This is a genomic window from Pseudomonas putida, assembly GCF_025905425.1.
Classification (GTDB): Bacteria; Pseudomonadota; Gammaproteobacteria; order Pseudomonadales; family Pseudomonadaceae; genus Aquipseudomonas; species Aquipseudomonas putida_AF.
The window spans coordinates 3,625,198-3,648,591 of the sequence record NZ_CP109603.1; the positions used below are offsets into that span (position 1 = coordinate 3,625,198).

Here is a 23,394-nt window from a genome sequence, read left to right on the forward strand (position 1 = left end):
TAATTCAAGCCGACAGTTTACGCCGGGCCATGCCGCCGCCCAAGAGCCCTGTCAGGCATCCGATGAGCAGCCCGCCGACGTGGGCGGCGTTGGCGATTTGGCCGAAGCCGAGCTGGCCGACCACCCCGGTCAGGCACACCACCAGCCAGATGAGCATCATCACCAGCACGCCCTTGGGCAGGTTGAAATGCGGGTTGGGCGCCAGCCACTGGTACAGCCAGATATGCCCGAGCAGCCCGTAGAGCACACCGGACAGGCCGCCGAACAGGCTCGGGCCACTGGTGTAGTGCTGGGCCAGGTTGGACACCAGGCTGAACAGCAGGGTCAGGCCCAGCAGTAGCCACCGGCCCTGGCGCAGTTCGATGCGCTTGCCCAGCTCCCAGTACCACAGGCTGTTCATGGCCAGGTGCAGCACGCCGAAATGCAGCAGCATGGGCGATACCAGGCGCCACCACTGGCCTTCGGCGAGGCCCTGGGCCAGTGGGGTGAAGTACAGGTAGTCGCCCTGCACGCGGAAATCGAGGAAGGTGAACCAGCCGATGGTCGAGAAGTTTTCGCCAAGGCCCGTGAGGCCGGCAACGATGAAGCACAGCAGCAGGATCGCGGCGGTGACCTTGCAGGCTTTTATCTGGTCCTTCAGGGAGGGCTGTGTGGGCGCATTCGCGGGTAAAGCCGCCCCCGCAGGGGCCTGCGCAAGCTCAAGGTCGGCGTTACCGTCGGGATAGCGCTGGTAGAGTTGCAGCACGTCCTGGGCCAGCGTGTCCGGGGCCCACAGGACCTGGACCTCACCTTCTTCGCTGACCCGGTGCGGCACCTGCAGGCGTTGCAGCAGGTGGACGAAGCCGCTGAGGTCGACCGACAGCGGCAGGCGCATCACTTCGATTATGTTCATTGATTGGCCTGTGGGCGGTCGACGTCGACCCAGACGAACTTGTGCGGGTCGATACGGGTTTCATCATCCAGCCGATAGGCTGCCAGCTTGCCGTAGAGCACCGCGCTGTAGTCTAGGCAGGCCAGGTTGTCGCGGATCGGCGCCGGCCGCCCGCTGCGCCAGTAATGGCCGACGAACAGCAAGGGCTCATCCTCGGCGTAGCGCAGCAAGGCGTTCTTCTGGATATGGCTCAGTGGCGTGCTGGCGACTTCCTCCGGCAGGGCATCGGGCTGGAACACGATGTCACCATAGGTTTGCGGGTCTTCTTCCCAGAACTTGGTGCGGAAGAAGGCGCGGGTCAGGCCATCGCCGCCGGTCAGGGTCAGGCCGTCCGGCAGGCGCATGTCGGTGCCCCGCAGCAGGCGATTGCACACGGTGGCGGCGAAACTGCCAGGCACTGCCGAGGCTTGGATGAAATGCTCGTCGATACGCCCGTCCGGGTACTGCTGGCGCAGCGGCTCGATCAGCCGTGGGTCCCAGCAGGCATGCACCAAACGGAAACGCCCAGCGTCGACGAACAGCGGCAACTCATAGAACCAGTTGACGAAGTCATGCCAGTCGCCGGGGTGGTGGGCGAACTGGGTCAGGGTCTCGTCGATCAGCCGGGCGTGGCGTGGCGTGTGTTCGCGCACATGCGCCCTGCCGCTACCGGGCAGCGCCGGGGTGACCCAGCCCAAGGCGTTGTATTCATGGTTGCCCATGATGCAGAACGCCTGACCGGCCTCGACCATGTCATGCACGATGTGCAAGGCCTCGCGGATACGCGGGCCGCGGTCGACGATGTCGCCCAGGAACAATGCCTGGCGCCGCGGGTGACGCCAGACGCCGGCCACACGTTTGTAACCGAGGGCGTCGAGCAAGCGTTCAAGGGTCAGCGCACAGCCATGCACGTCACCGATGATGTCGAAACTTCGCGCCGGATCGAGCATCAGTCGTCCCTGCTTCCAAGGCGGCTGCCCCAGCCGAGTTTGGTACGGCACACTTCGTAGTAATTGTGGTCCAGCGGGTGGATCAGGCGCAGCTTCTGCGGCTTCTTGCTCACCGTGATGGTGTCGCCAGGGGCGCAGGTGAAGTGGTTCTGGCCGTCACACGACACCTGCGGGTAGATCTGCAGGTCCTTGGCCACGACGATCTTCAGCTCGCTGTTGCCGTCGACCACAATCGGCCGACCCGACAAGGTATGCGGGTACATCGGCACGATGACGATGGCGTCGAGTTTGGGGTGCATGATCGGGCCGCCAGCCGACAACGCATAGGCGGTCGAGCCGGTCGGGGTGGCGACGATCAGGCCGTCGGCCTTCTGGCTGCAGACGAACTGGCCATCGATGTAGATCTCGAACTCGATCATCCGCGTCGACTTGCCAGGGTGCAGGACCACGTCATTGAGCGCATCGCCCTGGCCGATGGCCTCGTGGTGGCGGCGCACTTCGGCTTGCAGCAGGAAGCGGTTTTCCACCAGGTAGTGACCGTCGAGCACTTCGGCGACCTTTTCTTCCAGCTCGTCAGGGCGGATGTCGGTCAGAAAGCCCAGGTTGCCGCGGTTGATGCCGAGCACCGGAATGTTGTGCCGGGCCAGGGCGCGGGCGGCGCCGAGCAGGCTGCCGTCACCGCCGACGACGATGACCAGGTCGCAGACCTCGCCCAACAGCTTGCGCGTGGACGTCTGCAGGCCATGGCCGGGCAGGACTTCAGCGATGGTGTCCTCGAGGATCACATGCAGGTGGCGCTCGAGGAGGAATTTTTTCAGTCGGCGAATGGTGTCGAGCACCTGCGAGCTGCCAAGGCGTCCGATGATACCGATATTGCGAAATTGCTCCATGGGGCTCCTGCGAGGCTCTGCGGCGGGTGACTATGGGTCGATTATGGGCGAAACGACCGGGCAGCGGCAAACCGGCTATGCTCGCTGGATGATGCCTTTCGCCGAACTCCACGACGTACCCCGCCAGTTGCGCCGCCCTGCCGTGCGCGACCTGGCCTGGACACTGCTGTCTCCCCCCTTGCTGAGCGCCCCGCCCTGCCCCCAGCGCCACCCGTTGGCAGGCAGTGACTGGGCGGATGAGCCGCAGCGCCTGAAAGCCTGGTTGCAGGCGCTGGATGCCGATGACCAGCCGCTGCGCGATAGGCTGGCAAGGCTGACCAGTCGGCGCCTGGGGCTTTATTACGAAAGCCTCTGGCAGTTCGCCCTGGCTCAGGCGCCGGGTATCGAGTTGCTGGCGGCCAACCTGGCGATCCGCGAAGGTGGGCGCACGCTGGGCGAACTGGACATCCTGCTGCGCGACGCCGACGGCACCCACCACCTGGAGCTGGCGATCAAACTTTACCTGGGGCCCACCCACGGCGATGGCCGAGACCCGGCGCAATGGCTCGGGCCGGGGTGCCACGACCGCCTGGGCAGCAAGCTGGCGCATCTGGCCGGGCATCAGTTGCCCATGTCCAGTGACGCCCAGAGCCGTGCGGCGCTGGGCGGGCTTGGCGTTCATCAGGTGCAGGCGCACCTGTGGCTGGCGGGTTACCTGTTCTACCCATGGCCTGGGGCTGCAGACCCGCCTGAAGGCGCCAACCCGCTGCACCTGCGCGGGCGCTGGTTGCGGCGGCGGGATTGGTCACTGGCCACAGGTGAACGCTGGCAGCCCTTGCCACGCAATGCCTGGCTGGCACCCACGCGGGCCGAGGCCGATGAGTGCTGGACGGCGGCGCAGTTCGGGGCCTGGCTGGCAGGGCTGGATGAGCATGCGCCGGCGCAGATGCTGGTCAGGCTGGAACAGGAAGCCGACGGTGCCTGGCAAGAAATGGAGCGGGTGTTTCTGGTGGCTGATGGCTGGCCACTTTTGCCCAAGCGATGATTCTGCTCGTACCGGCCTCTTCGCGGGCAAGCCCGCGCCCACAGGTACAGCACTGCCCTTGAAAGCAGTGGGGCACCTGTGGAAGCGGGCTTGCCCGCGAAGAGGCCGGTACAGGCAACACAATTTTCACCGACCCAGAGCAAAGATTGATTCCCTCCAGCAGTTACAGTTAGCCCTGAGCGCCACCAAGAGCGCCACCTTAGACCTGATGACGAGGACCCACCATGGTTTCATCCACCCCCACGCCCCATTACGCGCGCCTGTCCATCGCCCTGCACTGGCTGATGCTGGTGCTGCTGGCCGTTGTCTATGCCTGCATCGAGTTTCGCGGCCTGTTCCCCAAGGACAGCGCCGAGCGCAACCTGATGAAAGACCTGCACTTCATGCTGGGCCTGACGGTATTCGTGCTGGTCTGGCTGCGCCTGGCCGTGCGCCTGAGCCGCCCTACCCCGCCCATTTTGCCCAAGCCCCCGGCCTGGCAGACCGGGCTTGCGCATTTGATGCACCTGGCGCTGTACCTGTTGATGATCGGCCTGCCCCTGGCCGGCTGGCTGATTCTGAGCGCCGCCGACAAACCAGTGCCCTTCTATGGCCTGGAACTGCCGCACCTGATCGGCGCAGACCCGGACCAGGCCAAGTTCATCAAAGGCTGGCATGAGCGCATCGGCAGCTGGGGTTACTGGCTGATCGGCCTGCACGCGCTGGCCGGGCTGTATCACCACTACGTGCAACGCGACAACACGCTGCTGCGCATGCTGCCCTACAAGTAACCGCGTCGGCCTTGCAGGCCACCGGTGTGAAGCACGATCAGGCGGGTGCCGGGCGGGAACAAGCCGGCCTCGACCTGCTCGCGCAGCGCCAGCAGGGCCTTGCCGGTGTAGAGGGCTTCGAGCGGTACGCCAGTGTCCCGCTCGCAAGCGTCGATAAAATCCAATAACGCGTCGTCGATCCGGGCAAAGCCGCCCCGACAGGCATCATGCAGCCGATAACCACGGCTACCGACCCACTCAGCCACTGCCTGCGGCACACCCTGATCGCGCGGCACCGCCAGCGCGCCGTGCACTTCGTGCGCACCGGCCTCTTCCAGCACCAGGCCAGCCAGTGTGGTGCCGGTGCCTACAGCCAGCCACCAGGCGCTGTAATCGTCCCAGCCGATCCCGGCCAATTGCGCACGCGCCTGGGCGACGATCAAGCCGCAACCTTGCGCGCCTGCCAAGCCACCGCCCCCTTCGGGGATGCAGTACCAGCCGGGGTAACGTGCCTGCCAGGGTTGCCAGAACCCCGCTTCATGACGGGCGCGATAGCCACCATAGCCAAGCCAGTGCAACTGCATGCCCAGCGCCTGCAGATCGCGCACGGTCGGGGTGTCCTGGGCATGGCCACGCAGCAGGCCGGCTGTGGCGAAGCCGAAACGTTTGCCTGCGGCGGCCAGGGCGTGCAGGTGGTTGGAGTGGTTGCCGCCGAGACTGATCAGGCCAGGGGCACCGGCATCATGGGCATGCTGGAGGTGGTGGCGCAGCTTGAACCACTTGTTGCCACTGATCAGGGGGTCGATCAGGTCTAGGCGCAGGATGGCGGCTTCGACGTTGGCGCGTTGTAGCCAAGGCAGGCTCAGAGGGTGCAGGGGAGCCTGGGGGAGGTCCAGAAAATCGATAGACATGGATCGGGGCCTGAAGCGAAGGCTTCAGTTTATCAGTGAATACCGGGGGCCGCTTTGCGGCCCCAGGCTATCTCAAAGGGCTACCTCAAAGGGCTACCTCAAAGCTCGGCAGCCAACCGCGAGCCTTGGTTGATCGCCCGCTTGGCATCCAGCTCGGCCGCCACATCCGCGCCACCAATCAGGTGCACCGACTGCCCCGCCGCCAACAAGCCTTCGTGCAACTCACGCAGCGGCTCCTGCCCGGCACAGATCACCACGTTGTCCACCGCCAGCAGCTGCGGCTCACCGTCACCGACCCGAATGTGCAAACCGGCATCGTCAATGCCCAGGTATTCAACGCTATTGAGCATCTGCACGTGTTTGTTTTTCAGCCCGGCTCGGTGGATCCAGCCGGTGGTCTTGCCCAGGCCGTCACCCACCTTGGACTGCTTGCGCTGCAGCAGATACACCTGGCGTGCCGGCGCGTGTGGCACGGCCTTGACCCCAGCCACGCCACCTCGCGCCTCAAGTTGGGTATCGATGCCCCACTCTTTCCAGAACGCCTCACGGTCCTGGCTGCTGGCCACGCCCTGATGCACGAGGTATTCGGACACATCGAAACCGATACCGCCCGCGCCGATCACCGCGACGGCCTTGCCGACCGGCTTGCGCTCGAGCAGTACGTCCAGGTAGCTCAGCACCTTGGCGTGCTCGACCCCCGGGATTGCTGGCGTGCGCGGCGCGATACCCGTGGCCAGGATGACCTCGTCGAAGCCGCCCTCTACCAGCGCCTGCACATCGACGCGGGTGTTCAGGCGCAGGTCCACGCCAGTGCTGTTCAGCTTGTTGCGGAAGTAGCGCAGGGTCTCGAAGAACTCTTCCTTGCCTGGCACCCGCTTGGCCACGTTGAACTGCCCGCCGATCTCGCCGGCGCCATCGAACAGGGTCACCTGGTGGCCACGCTCGGCAGCCACGGTGGCGGCAGCCAGGCCGGCTGGGCCCGCACCGACAACGGCAATGCGCTTCACGGCGCGCACTGGCAAGTAGTTCAGCTCGGTCTCGTGGCAGGCGCGCGGGTTGACCAGGCAACTGGTCAGCTTGCCGCCAAAGGTGTGGTCCAGGCAGGCCTGGTTGCAACCGATGCAGGTGTTGATCTGATCAGCATGCCCGGCAGCGGCCTTGTTGACGAAGTCTGGATCGGCCAGGAACGGCCGCGCCATGGAGACCATGTCGGCATCGCCGTCGGCGAGCACCGCCTCGGCCACTTCCGGGGTGTTGATGCGGTTGGTGGTAATCAGCGGAATGTTCACTGCGCCACGCAGTTTGGCAGTGACCTTGCTGAACGCCGCCCGTGGCACTTTGGTGGCGATGGTCGGAATGCGCGCCTCGTGCCAGCCAATACCGGTGTTGATGAGCGTCGCACCGGCTTGCTCGATGGCCTTGGCCAGGAGCTCGATTTCGTCCCAGGTGCTGCCACCCTCGACCAGGTCGAGCATCGACAGGCGGAAAATGATGATGAAGCGCGGGCCCACGGCCTCACGCACGCGGCTGACGATCTCGACGGCCAGGCGCATGCGGTTTTCATAGCTGCCACCCCAACGGTCGCTCCGGTGGTTGGTGTGGGCGGCCAGGAACTGGTTGATGAAGTAGCCTTCCGAACCCATGATCTCGACGCCGTCGTAGCCGGCACGCTGGGCCAGCTTGGCGCAATTGACGAAGTCGGCGATCTGTTTCTCGATCCCCTCTTCGTCCAGTGCCTTGGGCTTGAACGGGTTGATCGGTGCCTGGATCGCGCTGGGTGCCACCTGGCGTGGGCTGTAGGCATAGCGCCCGGCATGCAGGATCTGCAGGCAGATCTTGCCGCCCGCTGCGTGCACGGCCTCGGTAACGATGCGGTGCTTGTCGGCTTCTTCCTCGGTGCTGAGCTTGGCGGCGCCAGAGTAGACACCGCCCTCGTCATTGGGCGCGATTCCGCCGGTGACCATCAGGCCGACGCCACCCCGAGCGCGCTCGGCAAAATAGGCCGCCATGCGCTCGAAACCCCCTGGGCGCTCTTCAAGGCCAGTGTGCATCGAGCCCATCAGGGTGCGGTTGCGCAACGTGGTGAAGCCCAGGTCGAGTGGTGCGAGCAGGTGCGGATAACGGTCGGCAGCCATGGAAGGTCCCCATTTGGCGTGATCACGGAATGCGGGTACCTCGCCGGTCGGCGGGCCCGTCGTTTATCTGCCAGCAACATTAAACAGCTGTTTGAAGGCTCTCAATGATCAAAACTGACAACTTGATGATCATGCTGCACAGCCCTTCCCGCCCTTTCGTCATGAGATGTAAAAATATTTTCATCCGCATATTGAAAACGTAAATCATTTGTAAATAATTCGCATCCGACAATAATTACCACTTGGATGTAGAGTTCATGCCCAAAACCCGTCCCACACGGCTGTCTCCTTTGTCGCTGCATCTTTACCTCGGCCTCGCTGCTGCGCTGCCAACCGGCGTGGTACGCGCCGAACCCCTGGAACTCGCGACACAGGAGGCTGCCAAGGACGGCGGCAACGTAACCTCGCAACCCCTCGAACTGTCCGCCACCAATGTCGAAAGCCAGTGGCTGGGCGCCTCGACGGAAAACACCGGCAGCTACGCGCCGGGCACCACCACCATGGGCGGCAAAGGCCCGCAGAAGCTGCGCGAAATCCCCCAGTCGGTGACCGTCATCACCGACCAGCGCCTGCAGGACCAGCAACTGCGCAACATGGACCAGGTGATGAACCAGATGACCGGCGTCACCCGCAAGGAGGCGTGGGCGAAGAACACTTACGTGTCGCGTGGCTTCGAGATCAACGATGTGCGCTACGAAGGCGGTGCCACCTCCAGCATGCTCGACAGCAGCCGCTATGAGGACCTGGCTCAGTTCGACAGCGTCGGTTTGCTGCGCGGCGCCGATGGCCTGTACGGCGCAGGCGAGCCAGGGGGCGTGATCAACTTCAGCTACAAACGCCCGCTGGCGCAACCGCAGGTCAAGACCCTGACCTCGGCCGGCAGCTGGGACAACTACCGCGGCGAGTTCGATGTAACCGGCCCGCTGGGTATGGATGGCCGGCTGCGCGGGCGCTATGTGGGGGTGCTGGAGGACAAGCACAACTTCGTCGACTACGACCACAAGAAGCGCAACCTGAACTACGTGTCGTTCGAGCTGGACGCCAGCGACGACACCTTGCTGTTCTTTGGCGCCAGCCATCAGCGTGATGACCTCAAGGGTGTGCGCAACACCCTGGGCCGTTACTCCGACGGCAGCGACCTTGGCCTGCCACGCAGCACCAACCTGACCACGCCGTGGAGCTGGAACGATATCGAGAACACCACCGTGTTCGCCCGCCTGGATCAGCAACTGAGCGACAACTGGAAAGCCGTGGCCAACGTGCGCCACAACATCAACCGCAACGCGCAGAACGTGGTGGAGCTGGAGAACCCCATCGACCCGGTCACCGGTACCGGCGGGTCGTGGTGGAACAACCAGCACGATTTTCGCACCACCAACACCACCGTGGACCTGAACCTGCAAGGTGCGTTCGACGCCTTCGGCCACACCCACGACCTCACCTTCGGGGTTGACGGCAGCAAGCTCAAGAGCCGCGGTGGCAGTTACTGGAACTTCCTCTACGACGACCTGATCTTCTCACCGACCCTGCCAGAGCGCTTCCCCACGGCGCAAAGCTTCCCGGACACCAGCACCGACGTGCGCAAGGCCGGCGCCTATACCTCGCTGCGCATCCGGCCGGTGGATGATCTGTCGCTGATCATCGGCGGTCGCTACACCCTCATGGAAGACACCGAGTACGTGGGCGCAAGTGGCCAGAAGCTGACCTCGATCGATGAAGACCGCCAGTTCGTGCCGTACTACGGCATCGTCTATGACCTCACCGAAACCACCAGCCTGTATGCCAGCCATGCGGAAATCTACAAATCGCAGGCGACATTGCTGCAAGGCCCGCCACCGGGCAGCAAAGCCCTGGAGCCAATGACCGGGACCAACTACGAGGTCGGGATCAAGCGCGAGTTGGCCGATGGCCGGCTGCTGGCCAGCTTTGCCGTGTACCGCATCGAGAAGAAGGGCCAAGGCCAGACCGACCCCAACTTCCCACGTGAATGGGGCTCTGTGACCTCCTGTTGCTATGTTGGCGATGGATACCAACTGAGCCAGGGCTTCGAGATCGAACTCAACGGCGAAGTCCTGCCTGGGCTGCAGGTGGCGATGGGGTACACCTACAACGCCAACGAGAACAAGCGTGAGGGTGATGCCCGTTTCAGTACCCACACCCCACGCCACCTGTTCAAGCTCTGGACCGACTATCGCTTCCAGCGCCTGTCTGCCTTGAGCCTCGGCGCCGGGGTGATCGCACAGAGCGAGCACAGCGAATCGGGCACCGTGGTACCGCTTGGGGGCAGCGACTCGCTGGACTACGCGTTCGTCGAAAGCGGCTATGCGATCTATTCGGCGCGCGCCGCGTATGACCTGGACGAGCACTGGACGCTGGCACTGAACGCCAACAACCTGTTCGACAAAACGTACTACAGTACGGTGTCGTCAACCGGGTACGGCAACCTGTATGGTGAGCCACGCAGCTTCTTGCTGAGCTTGAGCGGAAAGTTCTAACCCCCCCTGCTGGGGCTGCTGCGCGGCCCCAGCAGGGTGAATCACACAATTGACCTTCCGCTGGGCGCCGGTTTGCTCGTACCCTTGTCACAGTTTCAACTGAATAGACACGGTTCCATGCGAAAACTGCTTGCTGGCGCACTGGCGCTGGTCTTCATCGCCGCCCTGTGCGGCTACGGCTTCTGGACCCAACAACGCCCGGAAGGCCATTACCTTTCCGACTTGCGCATCGAGCTGGCGCTCAACCATGGCGTGCCGGGTGAACACGGCAACCTGCTGGGCGTCGAACCCCTGCTCTACCCAAGTGACTACCAAAACCTTCAGCGCCTGCACCGCAAGCTCTCGGCCTATCTGCAGCAGGCTCGTGTGCAGGGGCTGGTTGGCCCGCGCACGGTGGTGGTGCTGCCCGAGCACATCGGCACCTGGCTGTGGGCACGTGGCGAAAAGAACGAGCTGTACCAGGTCACACAGAGCCGCGAGGCCCTGCAATGGCTGGAGCTGAGCAACCCACTGCGCTATGGCCTGGCAATGCTGAGCGCCGATGCCGACGACTGGCGTGCCGACGCGCACCTGCGCATGAAGGCCGAGCAGATGGCCGCCGACTACCAGCAGCTGTTCGGTGGCTTGGCCAAGGAGTTTGGTGTCACCCTGGTGGCCGGCTCCATCGTGCTCCCGGCCCCTTATGTCAAACACGGCGTGCTGCACGCGGGCAGTGGCCCGCTGTACAACAGCAGCGTGGTGTTTGCCGGCGACGGCTCGCTGCTGGGCCAGCCCCAGCGTCAGCAATTTCCGGACAGCGAAATGCGCCGCTACATCCATGATGGCCGCAAGCACCCGCTCCAGGTACTGCAAACCCCTGCCGGACGCCTGGGCGTGCTGGTCGGCAGTGACAGCTGGTACCCGGAGAACCAACAGCAGCTGGCACAGCAGTCGGTACAGCTGATCGCCAACCCGGTGTTTCTCAGCGGTAAAGGCAGCTGGGAGGCGCCGTGGCGTGGCAATCGCCATCAGGATGCGGCGGCCGAGCTTGCCCTGCAGCGTGGCGAAGTCAGCGAACGAACCGCCTGGCAACGCCTGACCCAGACGGCCGGCGCGGGTGTCAGCAGCATGAGCGTGTTCATGCGCGGGCAGTTCTGGGAGCAAGCCAGCGACGGCCAGGGCTTCGCCCATCAGTCGGGTGAACTGCTGGCGGGCAACCCCAGCCATGGCGCCCGCCTGCTGAACCTCTGGTTGTGACCTGATGGCCCGCCCCCGCGTGCGCCTGGGTGATCTGTCGGTAGGTTTCGTCCAGCCACTGGCCGGGGCTTTGCGCGCGCTGGGCCACGACCCTGCGCCCCTGTTGCAGCGCTATGGCCTTGATGCGGCGCGCCTGGCCGAAGCGGGCGCACGCTTGTCGATCCCTCGCTACATGCACCTTGGGCATGCCGCCATCGCGCTGTCCGCCGAGCCGGCCCTGGGCCTGCACATGGGCCGCCTCAGCCGCCTGGCCCATGCAGGCCTTGCGGGTATCACGGCAGCCCAGGCGCCGACCCTGGGCGAAGCGGCGCGCACCTTGTTGCGCTTCGAGCCGCTGTACGCTGCCAACTACCGGGGCCACTCACGCTTTCAGGAAGATGCCCAAGGCGCCTGGCTGCGCTTCTACTCCATCAGCCCCTACAACACCTACAACCGCTTCGTGGTCGATTCACTGCTCGCCGGCTGGCTGGCACAACTGGGCGACCTGGCGGGTACTGTGCTGCAGGCAGAACGGCTGGAGATCGAATTTGCCGCCCCCCCTTATGCCGCCCAGTATCAGGCACTGTGCAGCACGCCCGTGCAGTTCGCCGCCGAGGGCAATCAATTGCGCCTGAGCCGCGCCACGCTGCAAACGGCCAACCCGCAGCATTGCCCGAGCACCTGGCAGCACCTGCTGCAACTGTGCGAAGCAGAGTTGCTCCAGCGCACGCGGGTGCGCAGCCTGGGTGAACGCATCACGCACCTGCTCGGCCCGCTGCTCAATGGTGGCCGCGAACCGGACCTGGACGAAGTGGCGCTGCGCCTGCAACTGCCGACCTGGACATTGCGGCGCAAGCTCGCTGAAGAAGGCACGCGTTTTCGCGATGTGTTGAACGAGACACGGCGCGACCTGGCCGAAACCTACATCCGTGACACGGAGCTGGCTTTCGGCGAGATCGCCTATTTGCTGGGGTTTGCTTCGGCAGAGGCTTTCCAGCGCGCATTCAAGCGCTGGACCGGCCTCACGCCGGGGGAATTTCGCCGCAGCCAGCGGCAGGCCGGCTAAAGCTCGGTAGCGTCATCGGCGGGTTCCGGTGGGTCCAGTTCGTATGCCTGGAATTCGAGCAGCTCTTCCTGATATTCATCCATTGCCCTGCGTCCTCTTTTCTCATATGTCTTCGTAGGTGTCGCCTTCAACCTAAGCAGGTTGGGTGAAGGAATGATGACAATTTCATGAGAAGTAAACGTAGCAGGTATCGAGCGCGTTATCGCCGCCCGTCTGTAACAGGGAATGTGTCAGAGCGCCGCAGGTACGGCCTCTGCAGGCTGCGCTTGCTGCTGCACCTGTATCGGCGCAGGTTCTGCAGGCGGTGCTACAGGCTGCGATCCCTGGCTGTCATTCACCACGGGCGCAGCCGGCACCTCGCTGGCAGGGGCAGCCACAGCAGGCGCTGGCGCAGTTTCGGCCACAGGGGCCAGAGGCGCCGCCACCGGGGCTACAGCCGCCTGCTCTGGCAGCCCCAGGTCAACCGCTGGCTTTTCAGGCTTGGGTGCAGCCACCTCGGGCTCGACCTTGGGCTTGGCCTTGCTGACCTTCTTGGGCTTCGGCAGATAGCTCTGCACCAGCGCGAAATAGCGGTCGTAGAACTGCGCCGCAGTCACCGTCTCGCTGGCGACCTTGACCATCGAGTCATCACTCGAGCCGATCGGCATCGACACCGACCCCAGCACGCCCACACCAAGGCTGGCGGAGGTGTTGGATTTCTTCAGGCTGTAGCGATCTTGCAGGGCGTTGGCGAACATGGTCGAACGCTGGTCGTCGCTCACGTCCGGTGCGCAGGTGACGTTGAAGCTGATCTGCAGGTGGTTTTCGCTGTTTTGCTGAAAGCTCTTGTTGCCCGTCACCTGGTTGGCGCCGCTGCTGGTGATGATGTAGCCCTGGCTGAGCAAGGCACGGCGAGCCGCCTCGCAGGAGCCGGCATCGGTCACCGGGAAGCTGCGCGAGAAGGTCCCCGAGTCATCGAAGTTCTCGTGTTCGTAGATGGCGGCTTTTTTCGAGGAACAACCGGTCACGCCCGCCAGCACCAGGGCCAGCCCGAGCGCGCCAAAGACGGATGATCGGGTCATTGCAAATTCCGGGTAAGTCGAGAGGTGTCTATTGTGCATCACTGCGCACAGGCACTGAAACCGTTCATCCGTGAAGAGTCTGTCAGCTTCGTGTAAATGTGGCCGCGAGGGGGCGAAAACGAAAAAAGCGACCCTAAGGTCGCTTTCTACGTTGCTTCGAGGCGTTCAAGGGGCCTCGAGGCGAAGATGGCGCAGCGGACGGGACTCGAACCCGCGACCCCCGGCGTGACAGGCCGGTATTCTAACCGACTGAACTACCGCTGCGTATCGCTTGGGCTTGCGCCCGGTTGAAACCTTTTGCTCTACTTACCGGCCATGGGCACAGTTAAGAGAGGCACAAAAAAAGCGACACGTTGATCGCTCTTTTTGTTGCTTCGAGGCGTTCAAGGGGCCTCGAAACGAAGATGGCGCAGCGGACGGGACTCGAACCCGCGACCCCCGGCGTGACAGGCCGGTATTCTAACCGACTGAACTACCGCTGCGTATCGTTCAGGCTTGCGCCCGATTGAAACTGGGATCGACCTCAGGCATATTTGCCGTTTGGTCTCAGACCGGTGCTAGGCACCCATCTGTTACTAAAAAGTGGCGCAGCGGACGGGACTCGAACCCGCGACCCCCGGCGTGACAGGCCGGTATTCTAACCGACTGAACTACCGCTGCGCATAGTGACTTACGTCATGGCTTATCAGGCCTTGTCCCTCTCTGGCTATCCGCTTCTTTCGAAGCTTCCTGCACCAGGAACGCTCAGGAAGTGGTGGGTGATGACGGGATCGAACCGCCGACCCTCTGCTTGTAAGGCAGATGCTCTCCCGGCTGAGCTAATCACCCCCGCGATGTTGCTTATTGCGTTTGCTTCGCTGAGGCCGCGAAATTTACGCAGGTACCGATGCTAAGTCAATACCCCCATTGAATTTTTTTTCAAAAAGGGCAAAAAAGAGGTTTGCCTGTACGAGGGCACTGGATCGATGCTGTTCCTACACTAAGCGGTCGCGTGACGAATAATCACCAGAAACAAGAAAGGGACCTTTCGGTCCCCTTCTTGGTATCTGACAGCTCAGGTGTAGATCATCTTGCGCGTCATGCCGCCATCGACCACAAACTCTTGGCCAGTGACGAACGCCGCTTGGCGCGACAGCAACCAGGCCACCATGGCCGCCACGTCCTCCACCGTCCCTACCCTGCCGGTCGGATGCTGGGCATGGTCGGCTTCGGTCAACGGTTCGGCACGGCGCTGGGAAGGGTCACGCGCATCGATCCAACCCGGGCTCACCGCATTGACGCGGATCTCCGGGCCCAGGCTCATGGCCAGGGCATGGGTCAATGCCACCAGGCCGCCTTTGCTTGCCGCATAGGCCTCGGTGTCCGGTTCGGACTGCCGTGCCCGGGTCGAGGTCAGGTTGACGATCGCCCCATTGTGCGCACGCAGGTACGGCGCGCAATGCTTGGCCAGTAACATCGGGCCATTGAGGTTGACCGCCAGCACCCGGTTCCATTGCGCCAGGCTCAGGCTTTCCAGCGTCTGGTTGTGCGGGTTGGCGATTGCCGCGTTGCACACCAGCGCGTCCAAGCGCCCGAACTGCCCCAGCACTTCGGAAACCCCAGCACTGACCTGGGCTTCGTCAGCCACATCCATGGTCACGAACCAGGCGTTGTCGCCCAGCGCTTTGGCTACCTTGGACCCGCGGGGGCGGTCAAGGTCGGTGAGCACCACCTGCCAGCCTTCGCAGATCAACCAGGCGGCGATACCTAGGCCGATGCCGCGCGCGGCACCGGTTACCAGGGCTACCCGGCCATTATGGCCTGGCTTACCGCCGCTGATTTCGATCACAGTGCCGCCAACCCACGTGCAAGGTCTGCCTGCAAGTCAGCCACGTCTTCCAGGCCCACGGCAACGCGAACCAGGCTGTCACGGATACCCGCAGCCTCGCGCTCCTGCGGCGACAAACGGCCGTGGGAGGTGGTGGCCGGGTGCGCGATGGTCGTCTTGCTGTCACCCAGGTTGGTGGTGATCGAGATGACCCGCGTGGCATCGATGAAGCGCCAAGCGCCTTCCTTGCCACCCTTGACCTCGAAGCTGACCACCGCACCAAAGCCGCTCATCTGGCGCTTGGCCAGTTCGTGCTGCGGGTGGCTTGGCAGGCCGGCGTAATGCACCTTCTCGATGCCGTCCTGCTGTTCCAGCCACTGCGCCAGTTGTTGGGCACTCTCGCAGTGCGCACGCATGCGCAGCTTGAGCGTTTCCAGGCCTTTGGTGAAGATCCAGGCATTGAACGGGCTGAGCGTCGGGCCTGCGGTACGCAGGAAGCCCACCACTTCTTTCATCTGCTCACTGCGCCCGGCCACCACGCCGCCCATGCAACGGCCCTGGCCGTCGATGAACTTGGTTGCCGAGTGGAACACGATGTCGGCACCCAGCTTGAGCGGCTGTTGCAGTGCCGGGGTGCTGAAGCAGTTGTCCACCACCAGCATGGCGCCACGCGCGTGAGCGACCTCGCTGAGGGCGGTGATGTCCACCAACTCGGCCAGCGGGTTGGACGGCGACTCGACGATCAGCAGCTTGGTGTTGGCTTTGATGGCCTTTTCCCAACCCGACAGGTCGACGAGCGGCACATAGTCCACCTCGACGCCGAAGCGCTTGAAGTACTTCTCGAACAGGCTGATGGTCGAGCCGAACACGCTCTGCGACACCAGTACATGGTCACCGGCGCTGCACAGCGACATGACCACGGCGAGGATCGCCGCCATGCCAGTGGACGTCGCCACGGCCTGCTCGGCGCCCTCCATGGCCGCCAGGCGCTCCTCGAAGGCACGCACGGTCGGGTTGGTGTAGCGCGAGTAGACGTTGCCCGGGGTTTCACCGGCAAAGCGTGCGGCCGCATCGGCGGCCGTGCGGAAGACATAGCTGGAGGTCAGAAACAGCGCTTCGCTGTGCTCGGCCTCCGGTGTACGGTTTTGCCCGGCGCGCACCGCCAGGGTGTCGAAACCGACACCCTCGAGGTCACTGTCCAGTCGTCCGGCATCCCATTGATCCGTCATGCCGTCGCTCCCTAATCAGTTGTTGTAGAGGTCGATGATCGCGCTGACCGCCTGGGTCTTCACCTTCGCCAGGTCATTACGTGCCTGCTCGATACGCTCGAGGTAGGCTTCGTCGATGTCGCCGGTGACGTATTCACCATTGAACACCGCGCAATCGAAGTGCTCGATCTTGATCTTGCCGCCACCGACCGATTCGATCAGGTCCGGCAGGTCCTGGTAGATCAGCCAGTCGGCGCCGATCAACTCGGCCACCTGTTCGGTGGTACGGTTGTGGGCGATCAGTTCGTGAGCGCTCGGCATGTCGATGCCGTAGACGTTGGGGTAACGCACCGCAGGGGCCGCGGAGCAGAAGTAGACGTTTTTCGCGCCAGCTTCGCGGGCCATCTGGATGATTTGCTTGCAGGTGGTACCGCGCACGATCGAGTCGTCCACCAGCATCACGTTCTTGCCGCGGAATTCCAGCTCGATGGCGTTGAGCTTCTGGCGTACCGACTTCTTGCGTGCAGCCTGGCCGGGCATGATGAAGGTACGGCCGATGTAGCGGTTCTTGACGAAGCCCTCGCGGAACTTCACGCCCAGGCGGTTGGCCAGCTCAAGCGCAGCGGTGCGGCTGGTGTCCGGGATCGGGATGACCACATCGATGTCGTGCTCCGGGCGCTCGCGCATGATCTTTTCGGCGAGCTTCTCACCCATGCGCAGACGCGCCTTGTATACCGAGACACCGTCGATGATCGAGTCAGGGCGGGCCAGGTAGACGTGTTCGAAGATGCACGGCTGCAGTTTCGGGTTTTGTGCACACTGCTTGGTGTACAGCTGGCCTTCTTCGGTGATGTACACCGCTTCACCCGGTGCCAGGTCGCGGATCAGGGTGAAGCCGAGCACGTCCAGGGCCACGCTTTCGGAGGCGATCATGTATTCCACGCCTTCGTCAGTGTGACGCTGGCCGAACACCACCGGGCGAATACCGTTCGGGTCACGGAAACCGACGATGCCGTAGCCGGTGACCATCGCCACCACCGCGTAACCCCCGACACAACGGCTGTGCACGTGGGAAACCGCAGCGAACACGTCTTCTTCGGTCGGCTGCAGCTTGCCGCGTACAGCCAGCTCGTGGGCGAACACGTTCAGCAGCACTTCCGAATCGGAATTGGTGTTGACGTGGCGCAGGTCGGATTCGTAGATTTCCTTGGCCAACTGCTCGACGTTGGTCAGGTTGCCGTTGTGCGCCAGGGTGATGCCGTAAGGCGAGTTGACGTAGAACGGCTGGGCTTCGGCCGAGGTCGAACTGCCCGCAGTCGGGTAGCGCACGTGACCAATGCCCATGTGGCCAACCAGGCGCTGCATGTGGCGCTGCTGGAACACATCGCGCACCAGGCCATTATCCTTGCGCAGGAACAACCGGCCGTCATGGCTGGTCACGATACCGGCAGCGTCCTGGCCGCGGTGCTGGAGGACCGTAAGCGCGTCATACAGCGCCTGATTGACGTTCGACTTACCGACGATACCGACGATGCCACACATGCGACGCAACCCCTACTTTGACGAAACTTGAGTGAATAGCGCTCAGGGCTTTGCGGGCCCGAGCAACTGTTCCTTGAACGGGAGATCAGCCGGTGTGCTGATCACCCCACTGGACATCCACTGGCTGGAGAAACCCAGAATCAGGTTTTTCGACCAGTCAGCGACCAAGAGAAATTGTGGTATCAGGCGTGATTCCTGCCACCAGGTGTCTTGTTGAACCGGCCCCAGGCTAAGCAGCCCGACGGCCACCACCACCAGCAAGGCCCCACGCGCGGCGCCGAAGGCCATGCCGAGAAAACGATCGGTGCCGGACAGCCCGGTCACGCGGATCAGCTCACCGACAAGGAAATTGACCATGGCCCCCACCAGCAGGGTGGCGACGAACAGAATGGCGCAACCGGCGATGGTACGCATCGACGGTGTCTGGATATAGCTTTCAAGATACACCGAGAGCGAGCCACCGAACATCCAGGCAACCGCACCGGCAATGATCCAGATGAGCAAGGACAAGGCTTCCTTGACGAAGCCGCGCTTGAGACTGATCAGTGTGGAGACGGCGATGATCGCGATGATCGCCCAATCAACCCAGGTAAATGCCACGGTGCTGCCTGCAGACGTTTGAGGCGGCGCATTTTACCAGAGCAGCGGGCTGGGGGTAAGCGGAATGTCGGGGGGATTAGCAACTGCGCGATACCTGTAGGAGCGGCCCTTTCCGACCGGTCCGGCGCCCCGGCAAGGCCGTTCCTACACAAAGGCAGCGCTATTAGCCGCGTTCGGGCTGGAAGCGCACCACAAAGCCCTTGAGGCTGTGCTTGCGATTGATCGCATCACGCACACGCTCGGCCTCGGCGCGCTCGATCAACGGCCCGACGTACACCCGGTTCATACCGCCCGCAGAGCGGATATAGGCGTTGTAGCCCTGGCTACGCAAGGTCTGCTGCAGGCTTTCTGCCCCAGCCCGGTTGGACAGACTGGCCAGCTGGATGGACCAACTGACCGGTAGCCCATTGACGTCGATCTTCGACGGCGCCACGGGTTTGGCAGCCGCGACAGCAGGCGTGGGGGCAGCGGCGGGCTTGGTTTCAACCTTTGCCGCCGGGGCGGGTGCTGGCGGCTTGGCAGCCTGGGGCTGGGTCTGCGGGGATGGCGTAATCGGCTGGCTAGGCGTGCTGGCTGGCGCGGTAGACTCGTCGATCACCACCGGTGGCTGCTGAGGCTCCTCCGGGATAACCTGGGGTTCCGGCACGGCAACCGGCTCTACCTGCACCTCAGGCAGGGTCGGCATGGCCGGCGCCTGCGGAGCTTCGACCTGTACCTGGCGCATCTCGTCCTCGCGGGTGAACAGCATCGGCAGAAAAATCACCGCCAGCGCCACCAGCACCAACGCACCCACCATGCGCTGTTTCATCCCTTTATCCAGCACTGCCATCTACTCAACCCTCCGGGGCCTGCCGCGCCAACCACTCCAGGGCCTGGGCGACACAGAAAAACGAACCGAACAGCAGGATCTGGTCATCCGCCGTCGCCTTCGCGCATTGCCCTTCGAGGGCGGCGTCGACACTGGCATAAGACTTCACCGAGGCGCCGAGGTTCGTCAAGGCATCAGCCAATTCTGCGGCCGGACGGCTGCGTGGGGTATCCAGCGGGGCTACTGCCCAGTCATCGACCAGCCCCTGCAACGGCGCGACAACACCCTCCAGGTCTTTGTCGGCGAGCAGGCCGAACACGGCCAGGCGACGCCCCTTGAGCGGCCGGGCCGCCAGGCGCCGGGCCAGGTACTGCGCCGCATGCGGGTTGTGCCCCACATCCAGCAGCAGCTCAACGGGCTTGCCCTGCCAGTGCAGCAGGCGGCGGTCAAGGCGGCCAGTGATGTGGGTAGCGAGCAGCGCCTGACGAATTTGCCCGGCATCCCAGGGCAGGCCCGACAACAGGTAGGCCTGCAACGCCAGGGTGGCGTTTTCCATGGGCAGGTCGAGCAACGGCAGATCGCGCAGCTCCACTGGCCTACCCTCGGCTGTGGTCCCACGCCAGTGCCAGGCTTCACCCGTGCTTTCCAGGTCGAAGTCACGCCCACGCAAGAACAACGGCGCCGCCAGTTCTTGCGCCTTGTCGAGCAAAGGCTGCGGCGGGTCGAGGTCGCCACACAGCGCCGGCTTGCCGGCGCGGAAGATGCCAGCCTTCTCGAAGGCGACCAGTTCACGGGTATCACCTAGATAATCGACATGGTCGACGCCGATGCTGGTCACCAGGGCCAGGTCGGCATCCACCACGTTCACGGTGTCCAGACGGCCACCGAGCCCCACTTCGAGCACCACAGCATCCAGCTTCGACTGGTAGAACAACCAGAACGCCGCCAGGGTGCCCATCTCGAAATAGGTCAGAGAAATATCGCCCCGCGCCGCCTCGACGGCGGCGAAGGCTTCGCACAGGCGCTCATCACTGGCCTCATGGCCGTCGATGAGCACCCGCTCGTTGTAACGCAACAGGTGCGGCGAGCTGTACACGCCAACCTTGAGCCCCTGGGCTCGCAGCATCGCCGCGACGAAGGCGCAGGTGGACCCTTTGCCGTTAGTGCCGGTGACGGTCACCACGCGCGGTGCCAGCTTGCCCAGCGCCAGGCGGGCAAGCACGTTCTGCGAACGCTCCAGGCCCATGTCGATGGCCGATGGGTGCAACTGCTCGAGGTAGGCGAGCCATTCGCCCAGGGATCGTTGTTTCATCACGCGACCGCAGCCGCCTCAAGCGCCTGCTCTGGGGTGTCCTGGCCGGTCATCTGCGCCAGCAGGCGGGCCAGACGTGGGCGCAGCTCGCCACGGGAGATGATCAGGTCGATGGCGCCATGCTCCAGCAGGAACTCGCTGCGCTGGAAGCCTTCTGGCAGCTTCTCGCGTACGGTCTGCTCGATCACGCGTGGGCCGGCAAAGCCGATCAGCGCCTTGGGCTCGCCGACGATGACGTCGCCCAGCATCGCCAGGCTGGCAGAAACGCCGCCGTAGACCGGGTCGGTCAGCACCGAGATGAACGGGATGCCTTCTTCACGCAGGCGCGCCAGCACGGCCGACGTCTTCGCCATCTGCATCAGCGAGATCAGCGCTTCCTGCATGCGCGCACCGCCGGAGGCCGAGAAACAGACCATCGGGCAGCGGTTTTCCAGGGCGTAGTTGGCGGCGCGAACGAAACGCTCACCGACGATGGCACCCATGGAACCGCCCATGAAGGAGAACTCGAACGCGCTAACCACGATCGGCATGCCCATCAGGGTACCGCTCATGGAAATCAGTGCGTCTTTCTCGCCGGTCTGCTTCTGCGCACCAGTGAGGCGGTCCTTGTACTTCTTGCCATCGCGGAACTTCAGGCGGTCGACCGGTTCCAGCTCGGCGCCCAGTTCGGCACGGCCTTCGGCGTCGAGGAAGATGTCGATACGCGCACGTGCGCCGATGCGCATGTGGTGGTTGCACTTGGGGCAGACATCCAGGGTTTTTTCCAGCTCCGGACGATACAGCACGGCCTCGCAAGCCGGGCACTTGTGCCACAGGCCTTCAGGCACCGAGCTCTTTTTCACCTCGGAACGCATGATCGAAGGGATCAGTTTGTCGACTAACCAGTTGCTCATGCTTTCTTTCTCCAGTATCGGCGAGCGGGGGCCAGCGTGACCGGCCTGCCCTGCCCTTGAGCTCAAAATCTTTTATGAAACGATGATGGACCGGCCGCCGGGGCTTCCTGCGTGCCGCTCCACCGTTAATGTGTTGTTCGCCCACCGCATCGGCGGGCGCCCCGCAGGGGCTGCGATAGCTATGGACGATGGTGCGCCGCCAACCGTCACATCCACCGTCACGCCTGCTTCACCGCACGCATGAAGGCCTCGATTTTCGCCGCATCCTTGATGCCCTTGGCCTGCTCCACACCGCCGCTGACATCCACCGCATAAGGCCGCACCTGGGCGATGGCCTGGCCGACATTTTGCGCATTCAGCCCACCGGCAAGGATGATCGGCTTGCTCAGACGGGCCGGCACCAGTGACCAGTCAAAGGCCTCACCCGTGCCCCCGGGCACGCCGGGTACGTAGGTGTCCAGCAAAATACCCCGGGCGCCGGCATAAAGCCTGCAGGCCGCTTCCAGGTCGTCGCCGGGGCGCACTCGCAGGGCCTTGATCCAGGGGCGATGGTAACCTTCACAGTCTTGCGGGGTTTCGTCGCCGTGGAACTGTAGCAGGTCCAGTGGAACCACTTCGAGGATCTCGTTCAGCTCGCACCGCGAAGCGTTGACGAACAGCCCGACGGTGGTCACGAACGGCGGCAGCTGGGCAATGATCGCGCGGGCCTGGTGCACGTCCACGGCACGCGGGCTCTTGGCATAGAAAACCAAACCGATGGCATCGGCCCCCGCCTCGGCGGCAGCCAGCGCGTCTTCGATGCGGGTAATCCCGCAGATCTTGCTGCGAACGTTGCTCATGGACTGCGTACCCTGCTGTTTCGGTGAAGGGCCGGATGTTAGCAAATGACTTTTCGTCCGTCAGTCAGCCAATGCCTCATAGCCGGTCAAAAAGTGTGGGCCGATGTAACGCTGGGGCAGTTGGAAGGTGTCGGGGTATTCCACCTGCACCAGGTACAAGCCGTACGGGTGCGCGGTCACTCCGCCTTCGCGACGGTTACGCCCCTCCAGCACTTCCCGCGCCCAGCTCGCTGGGCGCTCGCCAGCGCCGATGGTCATCAATACACCGGCGATGTTACGCACCATGTGGTGCAGGAACGCCGTGGCACGTACGTCCAGCACGATCATCTGGCCATGGCGGGTGACGCGCAGGTGATGGATGTGCTTGATCGGCGACTTGGCCTGGCACTGGCTGGCGCGGAAGGCGCTGAAATCGTGGGTACCCAGCAGAAACCCGGCCGCTTCGGCCATGCGCTCGACATCCAGCGGACGGTGGTTCCAGGTCACTTCCTCGGCCAGATGCGCAGGGCGGATCGGGTCGTTGTAGATAACGTAGCGGTAACGCCGGGCCGTGGCCTTGAAGCGGGCATGGAAGTCCGCCGGCATCGGGCGCGACCAGACCACGCTGATGTCGTGAGGCAGGTTGAAATTGGTACCCAGGGTCCAGGCGCGCTCGTCGCGTATGGCGCGGGTATCGAAGTGCACGATCTGCCCGCAGCCGTGCACCCCGGCATCGGTGCGCCCGGCGCAGATCACGGTGATGGGCTCGTTCGCCACCTTCGACAACGCCTGCTCGAGGGCTTGCTGGACACTGGGCACACCGCTGGCCTGGCGCTGCCAGCCGCGATAGCGCGAGCCTTTGTATTCCACGCCCAGGGCGATGCGAGAGTAGCCTTCAGCCGCAGATTCGGCGGCGGTGTCGATGATGTCCAAGAGCATGAAACCTGTGATGAATACGCAATGGCGGGATTATAACGACAACGGCAGCCCTGTTGGGCTG

Annotated in this window: 20 protein-coding genes and 4 tRNA genes; 5 read left to right on the forward strand and 19 right to left on the reverse strand. The window is 63.7% G+C overall.

Annotated elements, in window-relative coordinates:
* Nucleotides 1–4: 4 nt before the first annotated feature.
* Genes OGV19_RS16100 through OGV19_RS16110 form a run of 3 tightly spaced genes read right to left on the reverse strand, consistent with a single transcriptional unit; the run spans nt 5 to nt 2,750 of the window.
* Nucleotides 5–892, reverse strand: coding sequence for a rhomboid family intramembrane serine protease (locus tag OGV19_RS16100; RefSeq protein WP_264309667.1), 888 nt, complete (start codon nt 890–892; stop codon nt 5–7).
* On the reverse strand, nt 889–1,863 hold the full coding sequence (locus OGV19_RS16105; protein ID WP_264313955.1) for a metallophosphoesterase: 975 nt from the start codon (nt 1,861–1,863) through the stop codon (nt 889–891). Before OGV19_RS16105 ends, OGV19_RS16100 begins: the two co-directional genes overlap by 4 nt.
* Nucleotides 1,860–2,750, reverse strand: coding sequence for an NAD(+) kinase (locus OGV19_RS16110; RefSeq protein ID WP_027596710.1), 891 nt, complete (start codon nt 2,748–2,750; stop codon nt 1,860–1,862). Before OGV19_RS16110 ends, OGV19_RS16105 begins: the two co-directional genes overlap by 4 nt.
* A gap of 43 nt (nt 2,751–2,793) precedes the next feature.
* Here OGV19_RS16110 and OGV19_RS16115 point away from each other — a divergent pair, with 43 nt between their 5' ends.
* Entirely contained in the window at nt 2,794–3,774 is a 981-nt protein-coding gene (locus tag OGV19_RS16115; protein ID WP_264309668.1) for a DUF1853 family protein, read from the forward strand.
* 224 nt (nt 3,775–3,998) lie between these two features.
* Nucleotides 3,999–4,544 carry a cytochrome b561 gene (cybB, locus tag OGV19_RS16120; RefSeq protein WP_264309669.1) on the forward strand — a complete coding sequence of 182 codons (546 nt, stop codon included), beginning with the start codon at nt 3,999–4,001 and terminating at the stop codon, nt 4,542–4,544.
* Here cybB and OGV19_RS16125 read toward each other — a convergent pair.
* Both OGV19_RS16125 and OGV19_RS16130 read right to left on the reverse strand, forming a co-directional pair.
* Nucleotides 4,535–5,428 carry a 1-aminocyclopropane-1-carboxylate deaminase/D-cysteine desulfhydrase gene (locus OGV19_RS16125; RefSeq protein WP_264313956.1) on the reverse strand — a complete coding sequence of 298 codons (894 nt, stop codon included), beginning with the start codon at nt 5,426–5,428 and terminating at the stop codon, nt 4,535–4,537. The two genes, cybB and OGV19_RS16125, sit on opposite strands and share 10 nt — an antisense overlap.
* A gap of 104 nt (nt 5,429–5,532) precedes the next feature.
* Nucleotides 5,533–7,569, reverse strand: coding sequence for an NADPH-dependent 2,4-dienoyl-CoA reductase (locus OGV19_RS16130; protein WP_264309670.1), 2,037 nt, complete (start codon nt 7,567–7,569; stop codon nt 5,533–5,535).
* A gap of 257 nt (nt 7,570–7,826) precedes the next feature.
* On the opposite strand from OGV19_RS16130, the gene OGV19_RS16135 reads away from it, so the two are divergent.
* From OGV19_RS16135 to OGV19_RS16145, 3 genes are all read left to right on the forward strand, one after another.
* Complete coding sequence (locus OGV19_RS16135; RefSeq protein ID WP_264309671.1) at nt 7,827–10,064, forward strand: TonB-dependent siderophore receptor; 2,238 nt, start codon at nt 7,827–7,829, stop codon at nt 10,062–10,064.
* A gap of 117 nt (nt 10,065–10,181) precedes the next feature.
* Nucleotides 10,182–11,300 (forward strand): nitrilase-related carbon-nitrogen hydrolase, encoded by a 1,119-nt coding sequence (locus OGV19_RS16140; protein WP_264309672.1) that lies wholly within the window; start codon nt 10,182–10,184, stop codon nt 11,298–11,300.
* A gap of 4 nt (nt 11,301–11,304) precedes the next feature.
* Nucleotides 11,305–12,345 (forward strand): AraC family transcriptional regulator, encoded by a 1,041-nt coding sequence (locus tag OGV19_RS16145; protein WP_264309673.1) that lies wholly within the window; start codon nt 11,305–11,307, stop codon nt 12,343–12,345.
* Nucleotides 12,346–12,575: 230 nt separating this feature from the next.
* On the opposite strand, the gene OGV19_RS16150 is transcribed toward OGV19_RS16145, so the two are convergent.
* The 14 genes from OGV19_RS16150 to truA all read right to left on the reverse strand — a co-directional run bounded on the left by OGV19_RS16150 (nt 12,576) and on the right by truA (nt 23,333).
* On the reverse strand, nt 12,576–13,406 hold the full coding sequence (locus OGV19_RS16150; protein ID WP_264309674.1) for a DUF2242 domain-containing protein: 831 nt from the start codon (nt 13,404–13,406) through the stop codon (nt 12,576–12,578).
* A gap of 187 nt (nt 13,407–13,593) precedes the next feature.
* Nucleotides 13,594–13,670, reverse strand: a tRNA-Asp gene (locus OGV19_RS16155).
* A gap of 141 nt (nt 13,671–13,811) precedes the next feature.
* Nucleotides 13,812–13,888: transfer RNA gene (locus tag OGV19_RS16160), tRNA-Asp, on the reverse strand.
* Nucleotides 13,889–13,989: 101 nt separating this feature from the next.
* Nucleotides 13,990–14,066, reverse strand: a tRNA-Asp gene (locus tag OGV19_RS16165).
* Between the two features lie 92 nt (nt 14,067–14,158).
* Nucleotides 14,159–14,234: transfer RNA gene (locus OGV19_RS16170), tRNA-Val, on the reverse strand.
* Between the two features lie 226 nt (nt 14,235–14,460).
* Nucleotides 14,461–15,234, reverse strand: a complete 774-nt coding sequence (locus OGV19_RS16175; RefSeq protein ID WP_264309675.1) for an SDR family oxidoreductase — start codon at nt 15,232–15,234, stop codon at nt 14,461–14,463.
* Nucleotides 15,231–16,442 (reverse strand): O-succinylhomoserine sulfhydrylase, encoded by a 1,212-nt coding sequence (locus OGV19_RS16180; protein ID WP_264309676.1) that lies wholly within the window; start codon nt 16,440–16,442, stop codon nt 15,231–15,233. Before OGV19_RS16180 ends, OGV19_RS16175 begins: the two co-directional genes overlap by 4 nt.
* 15 nt (nt 16,443–16,457) lie before the next feature.
* Nucleotides 16,458–17,963: an amidophosphoribosyltransferase gene (gene purF, locus OGV19_RS16185; RefSeq protein WP_264309677.1), complete on the reverse strand. Its 1,506-nt coding sequence runs from the start codon at nt 17,961–17,963 to the stop codon at nt 16,458–16,460.
* A 42-nt stretch (nt 17,964–18,005) separates the two neighbouring features.
* The gene (locus OGV19_RS16190) at nt 18,006–18,563 is read right to left on the reverse strand and encodes a CvpA family protein (protein ID WP_264309678.1); all 558 of its coding nucleotides are present in this window, start codon (nt 18,561–18,563) and stop codon (nt 18,006–18,008) included.
* Nucleotides 18,564–18,726: 163 nt separating this feature from the next.
* A complete protein-coding gene (locus OGV19_RS16195) occupies nt 18,727–19,392 on the reverse strand; it encodes an SPOR domain-containing protein (RefSeq protein WP_264309679.1) in 666 nt (221 codons plus the stop codon).
* 4 nt (nt 19,393–19,396) lie between these two features.
* The gene (gene folC, locus OGV19_RS16200; protein ID WP_264309680.1) at nt 19,397–20,683 is read right to left on the reverse strand and encodes a bifunctional tetrahydrofolate synthase/dihydrofolate synthase; all 1,287 of its coding nucleotides are present in this window, start codon (nt 20,681–20,683) and stop codon (nt 19,397–19,399) included.
* Nucleotides 20,683–21,576 carry an acetyl-CoA carboxylase, carboxyltransferase subunit beta gene (gene accD, locus OGV19_RS16205; protein WP_264309681.1) on the reverse strand — a complete coding sequence of 298 codons (894 nt, stop codon included), beginning with the start codon at nt 21,574–21,576 and terminating at the stop codon, nt 20,683–20,685. Before accD ends, folC begins: the two co-directional genes overlap by 1 nt.
* A gap of 218 nt (nt 21,577–21,794) precedes the next feature.
* Nucleotides 21,795–22,415 (reverse strand): phosphoribosylanthranilate isomerase, encoded by a 621-nt coding sequence (locus OGV19_RS16210; RefSeq protein WP_264309682.1) that lies wholly within the window; start codon nt 22,413–22,415, stop codon nt 21,795–21,797.
* Between the two features lie 60 nt (nt 22,416–22,475).
* Nucleotides 22,476–23,333: a tRNA pseudouridine(38-40) synthase TruA gene (truA, locus tag OGV19_RS16215; RefSeq protein ID WP_264309683.1), complete on the reverse strand. Its 858-nt coding sequence runs from the start codon at nt 23,331–23,333 to the stop codon at nt 22,476–22,478.
* Nucleotides 23,334–23,394: the final 61 nt, after the last annotated feature.

Excerpts from the sequence above, each read along its gene's own strand:
- folC (WP_264309680.1), bottom strand. The coding sequence starts at position 20,683 with ATGAAACAACGATCCCTGGGCGAATGGCTCGCCTACCTCGAGCAGTTG.
- OGV19_RS16100 (WP_264309667.1), bottom strand. The coding sequence starts at position 892 with ATGAACATAATCGAAGTGATGCGCCTGCCGCTGTCGGTCGACCTCAGC.
- accD (WP_264309681.1), bottom strand. The coding sequence starts at position 21,576 with ATGAGCAACTGGTTAGTCGACAAACTGATCCCTTCGATCATGCGTTCC.
- OGV19_RS16140 (WP_264309672.1), top strand. The coding sequence starts at position 10,182 with ATGCGAAAACTGCTTGCTGGCGCACTGGCGCTGGTCTTCATCGCCGCC.
- OGV19_RS16150 (WP_264309674.1), bottom strand. The coding sequence starts at position 13,406 with ATGACCCGATCATCCGTCTTTGGCGCGCTCGGGCTGGCCCTGGTGCTG.
- purF (WP_264309677.1), bottom strand. The coding sequence starts at position 17,963 with ATGTGTGGCATCGTCGGTATCGTCGGTAAGTCGAACGTCAATCAGGCG.
- OGV19_RS16130 (WP_264309670.1), bottom strand. The coding sequence starts at position 7,569 with ATGGCTGCCGACCGTTATCCGCACCTGCTCGCACCACTCGACCTGGGC.
- OGV19_RS16195 (WP_264309679.1), bottom strand. The coding sequence starts at position 19,392 with ATGGCAGTGCTGGATAAAGGGATGAAACAGCGCATGGTGGGTGCGTTG.
- OGV19_RS16110 (WP_027596710.1), bottom strand. The coding sequence starts at position 2,750 with ATGGAGCAATTTCGCAATATCGGTATCATCGGACGCCTTGGCAGCTCG.
- truA (WP_264309683.1), bottom strand. The coding sequence starts at position 23,333 with ATGCTCTTGGACATCATCGACACCGCCGCCGAATCTGCGGCTGAAGGC.
- OGV19_RS16210 (WP_264309682.1), bottom strand. The coding sequence starts at position 22,415 with ATGAGCAACGTTCGCAGCAAGATCTGCGGGATTACCCGCATCGAAGAC.
- OGV19_RS16145 (WP_264309673.1), top strand. The coding sequence starts at position 11,305 with ATGGCCCGCCCCCGCGTGCGCCTGGGTGATCTGTCGGTAGGTTTCGTC.
- OGV19_RS16135 (WP_264309671.1), top strand. The coding sequence starts at position 7,827 with ATGCCCAAAACCCGTCCCACACGGCTGTCTCCTTTGTCGCTGCATCTT.
- OGV19_RS16180 (WP_264309676.1), bottom strand. The coding sequence starts at position 16,442 with ATGACGGATCAATGGGATGCCGGACGACTGGACAGTGACCTCGAGGGT.
- OGV19_RS16115 (WP_264309668.1), top strand. The coding sequence starts at position 2,794 with ATGGGCGAAACGACCGGGCAGCGGCAAACCGGCTATGCTCGCTGGATG.
- cybB (WP_264309669.1), top strand. The coding sequence starts at position 3,999 with ATGGTTTCATCCACCCCCACGCCCCATTACGCGCGCCTGTCCATCGCC.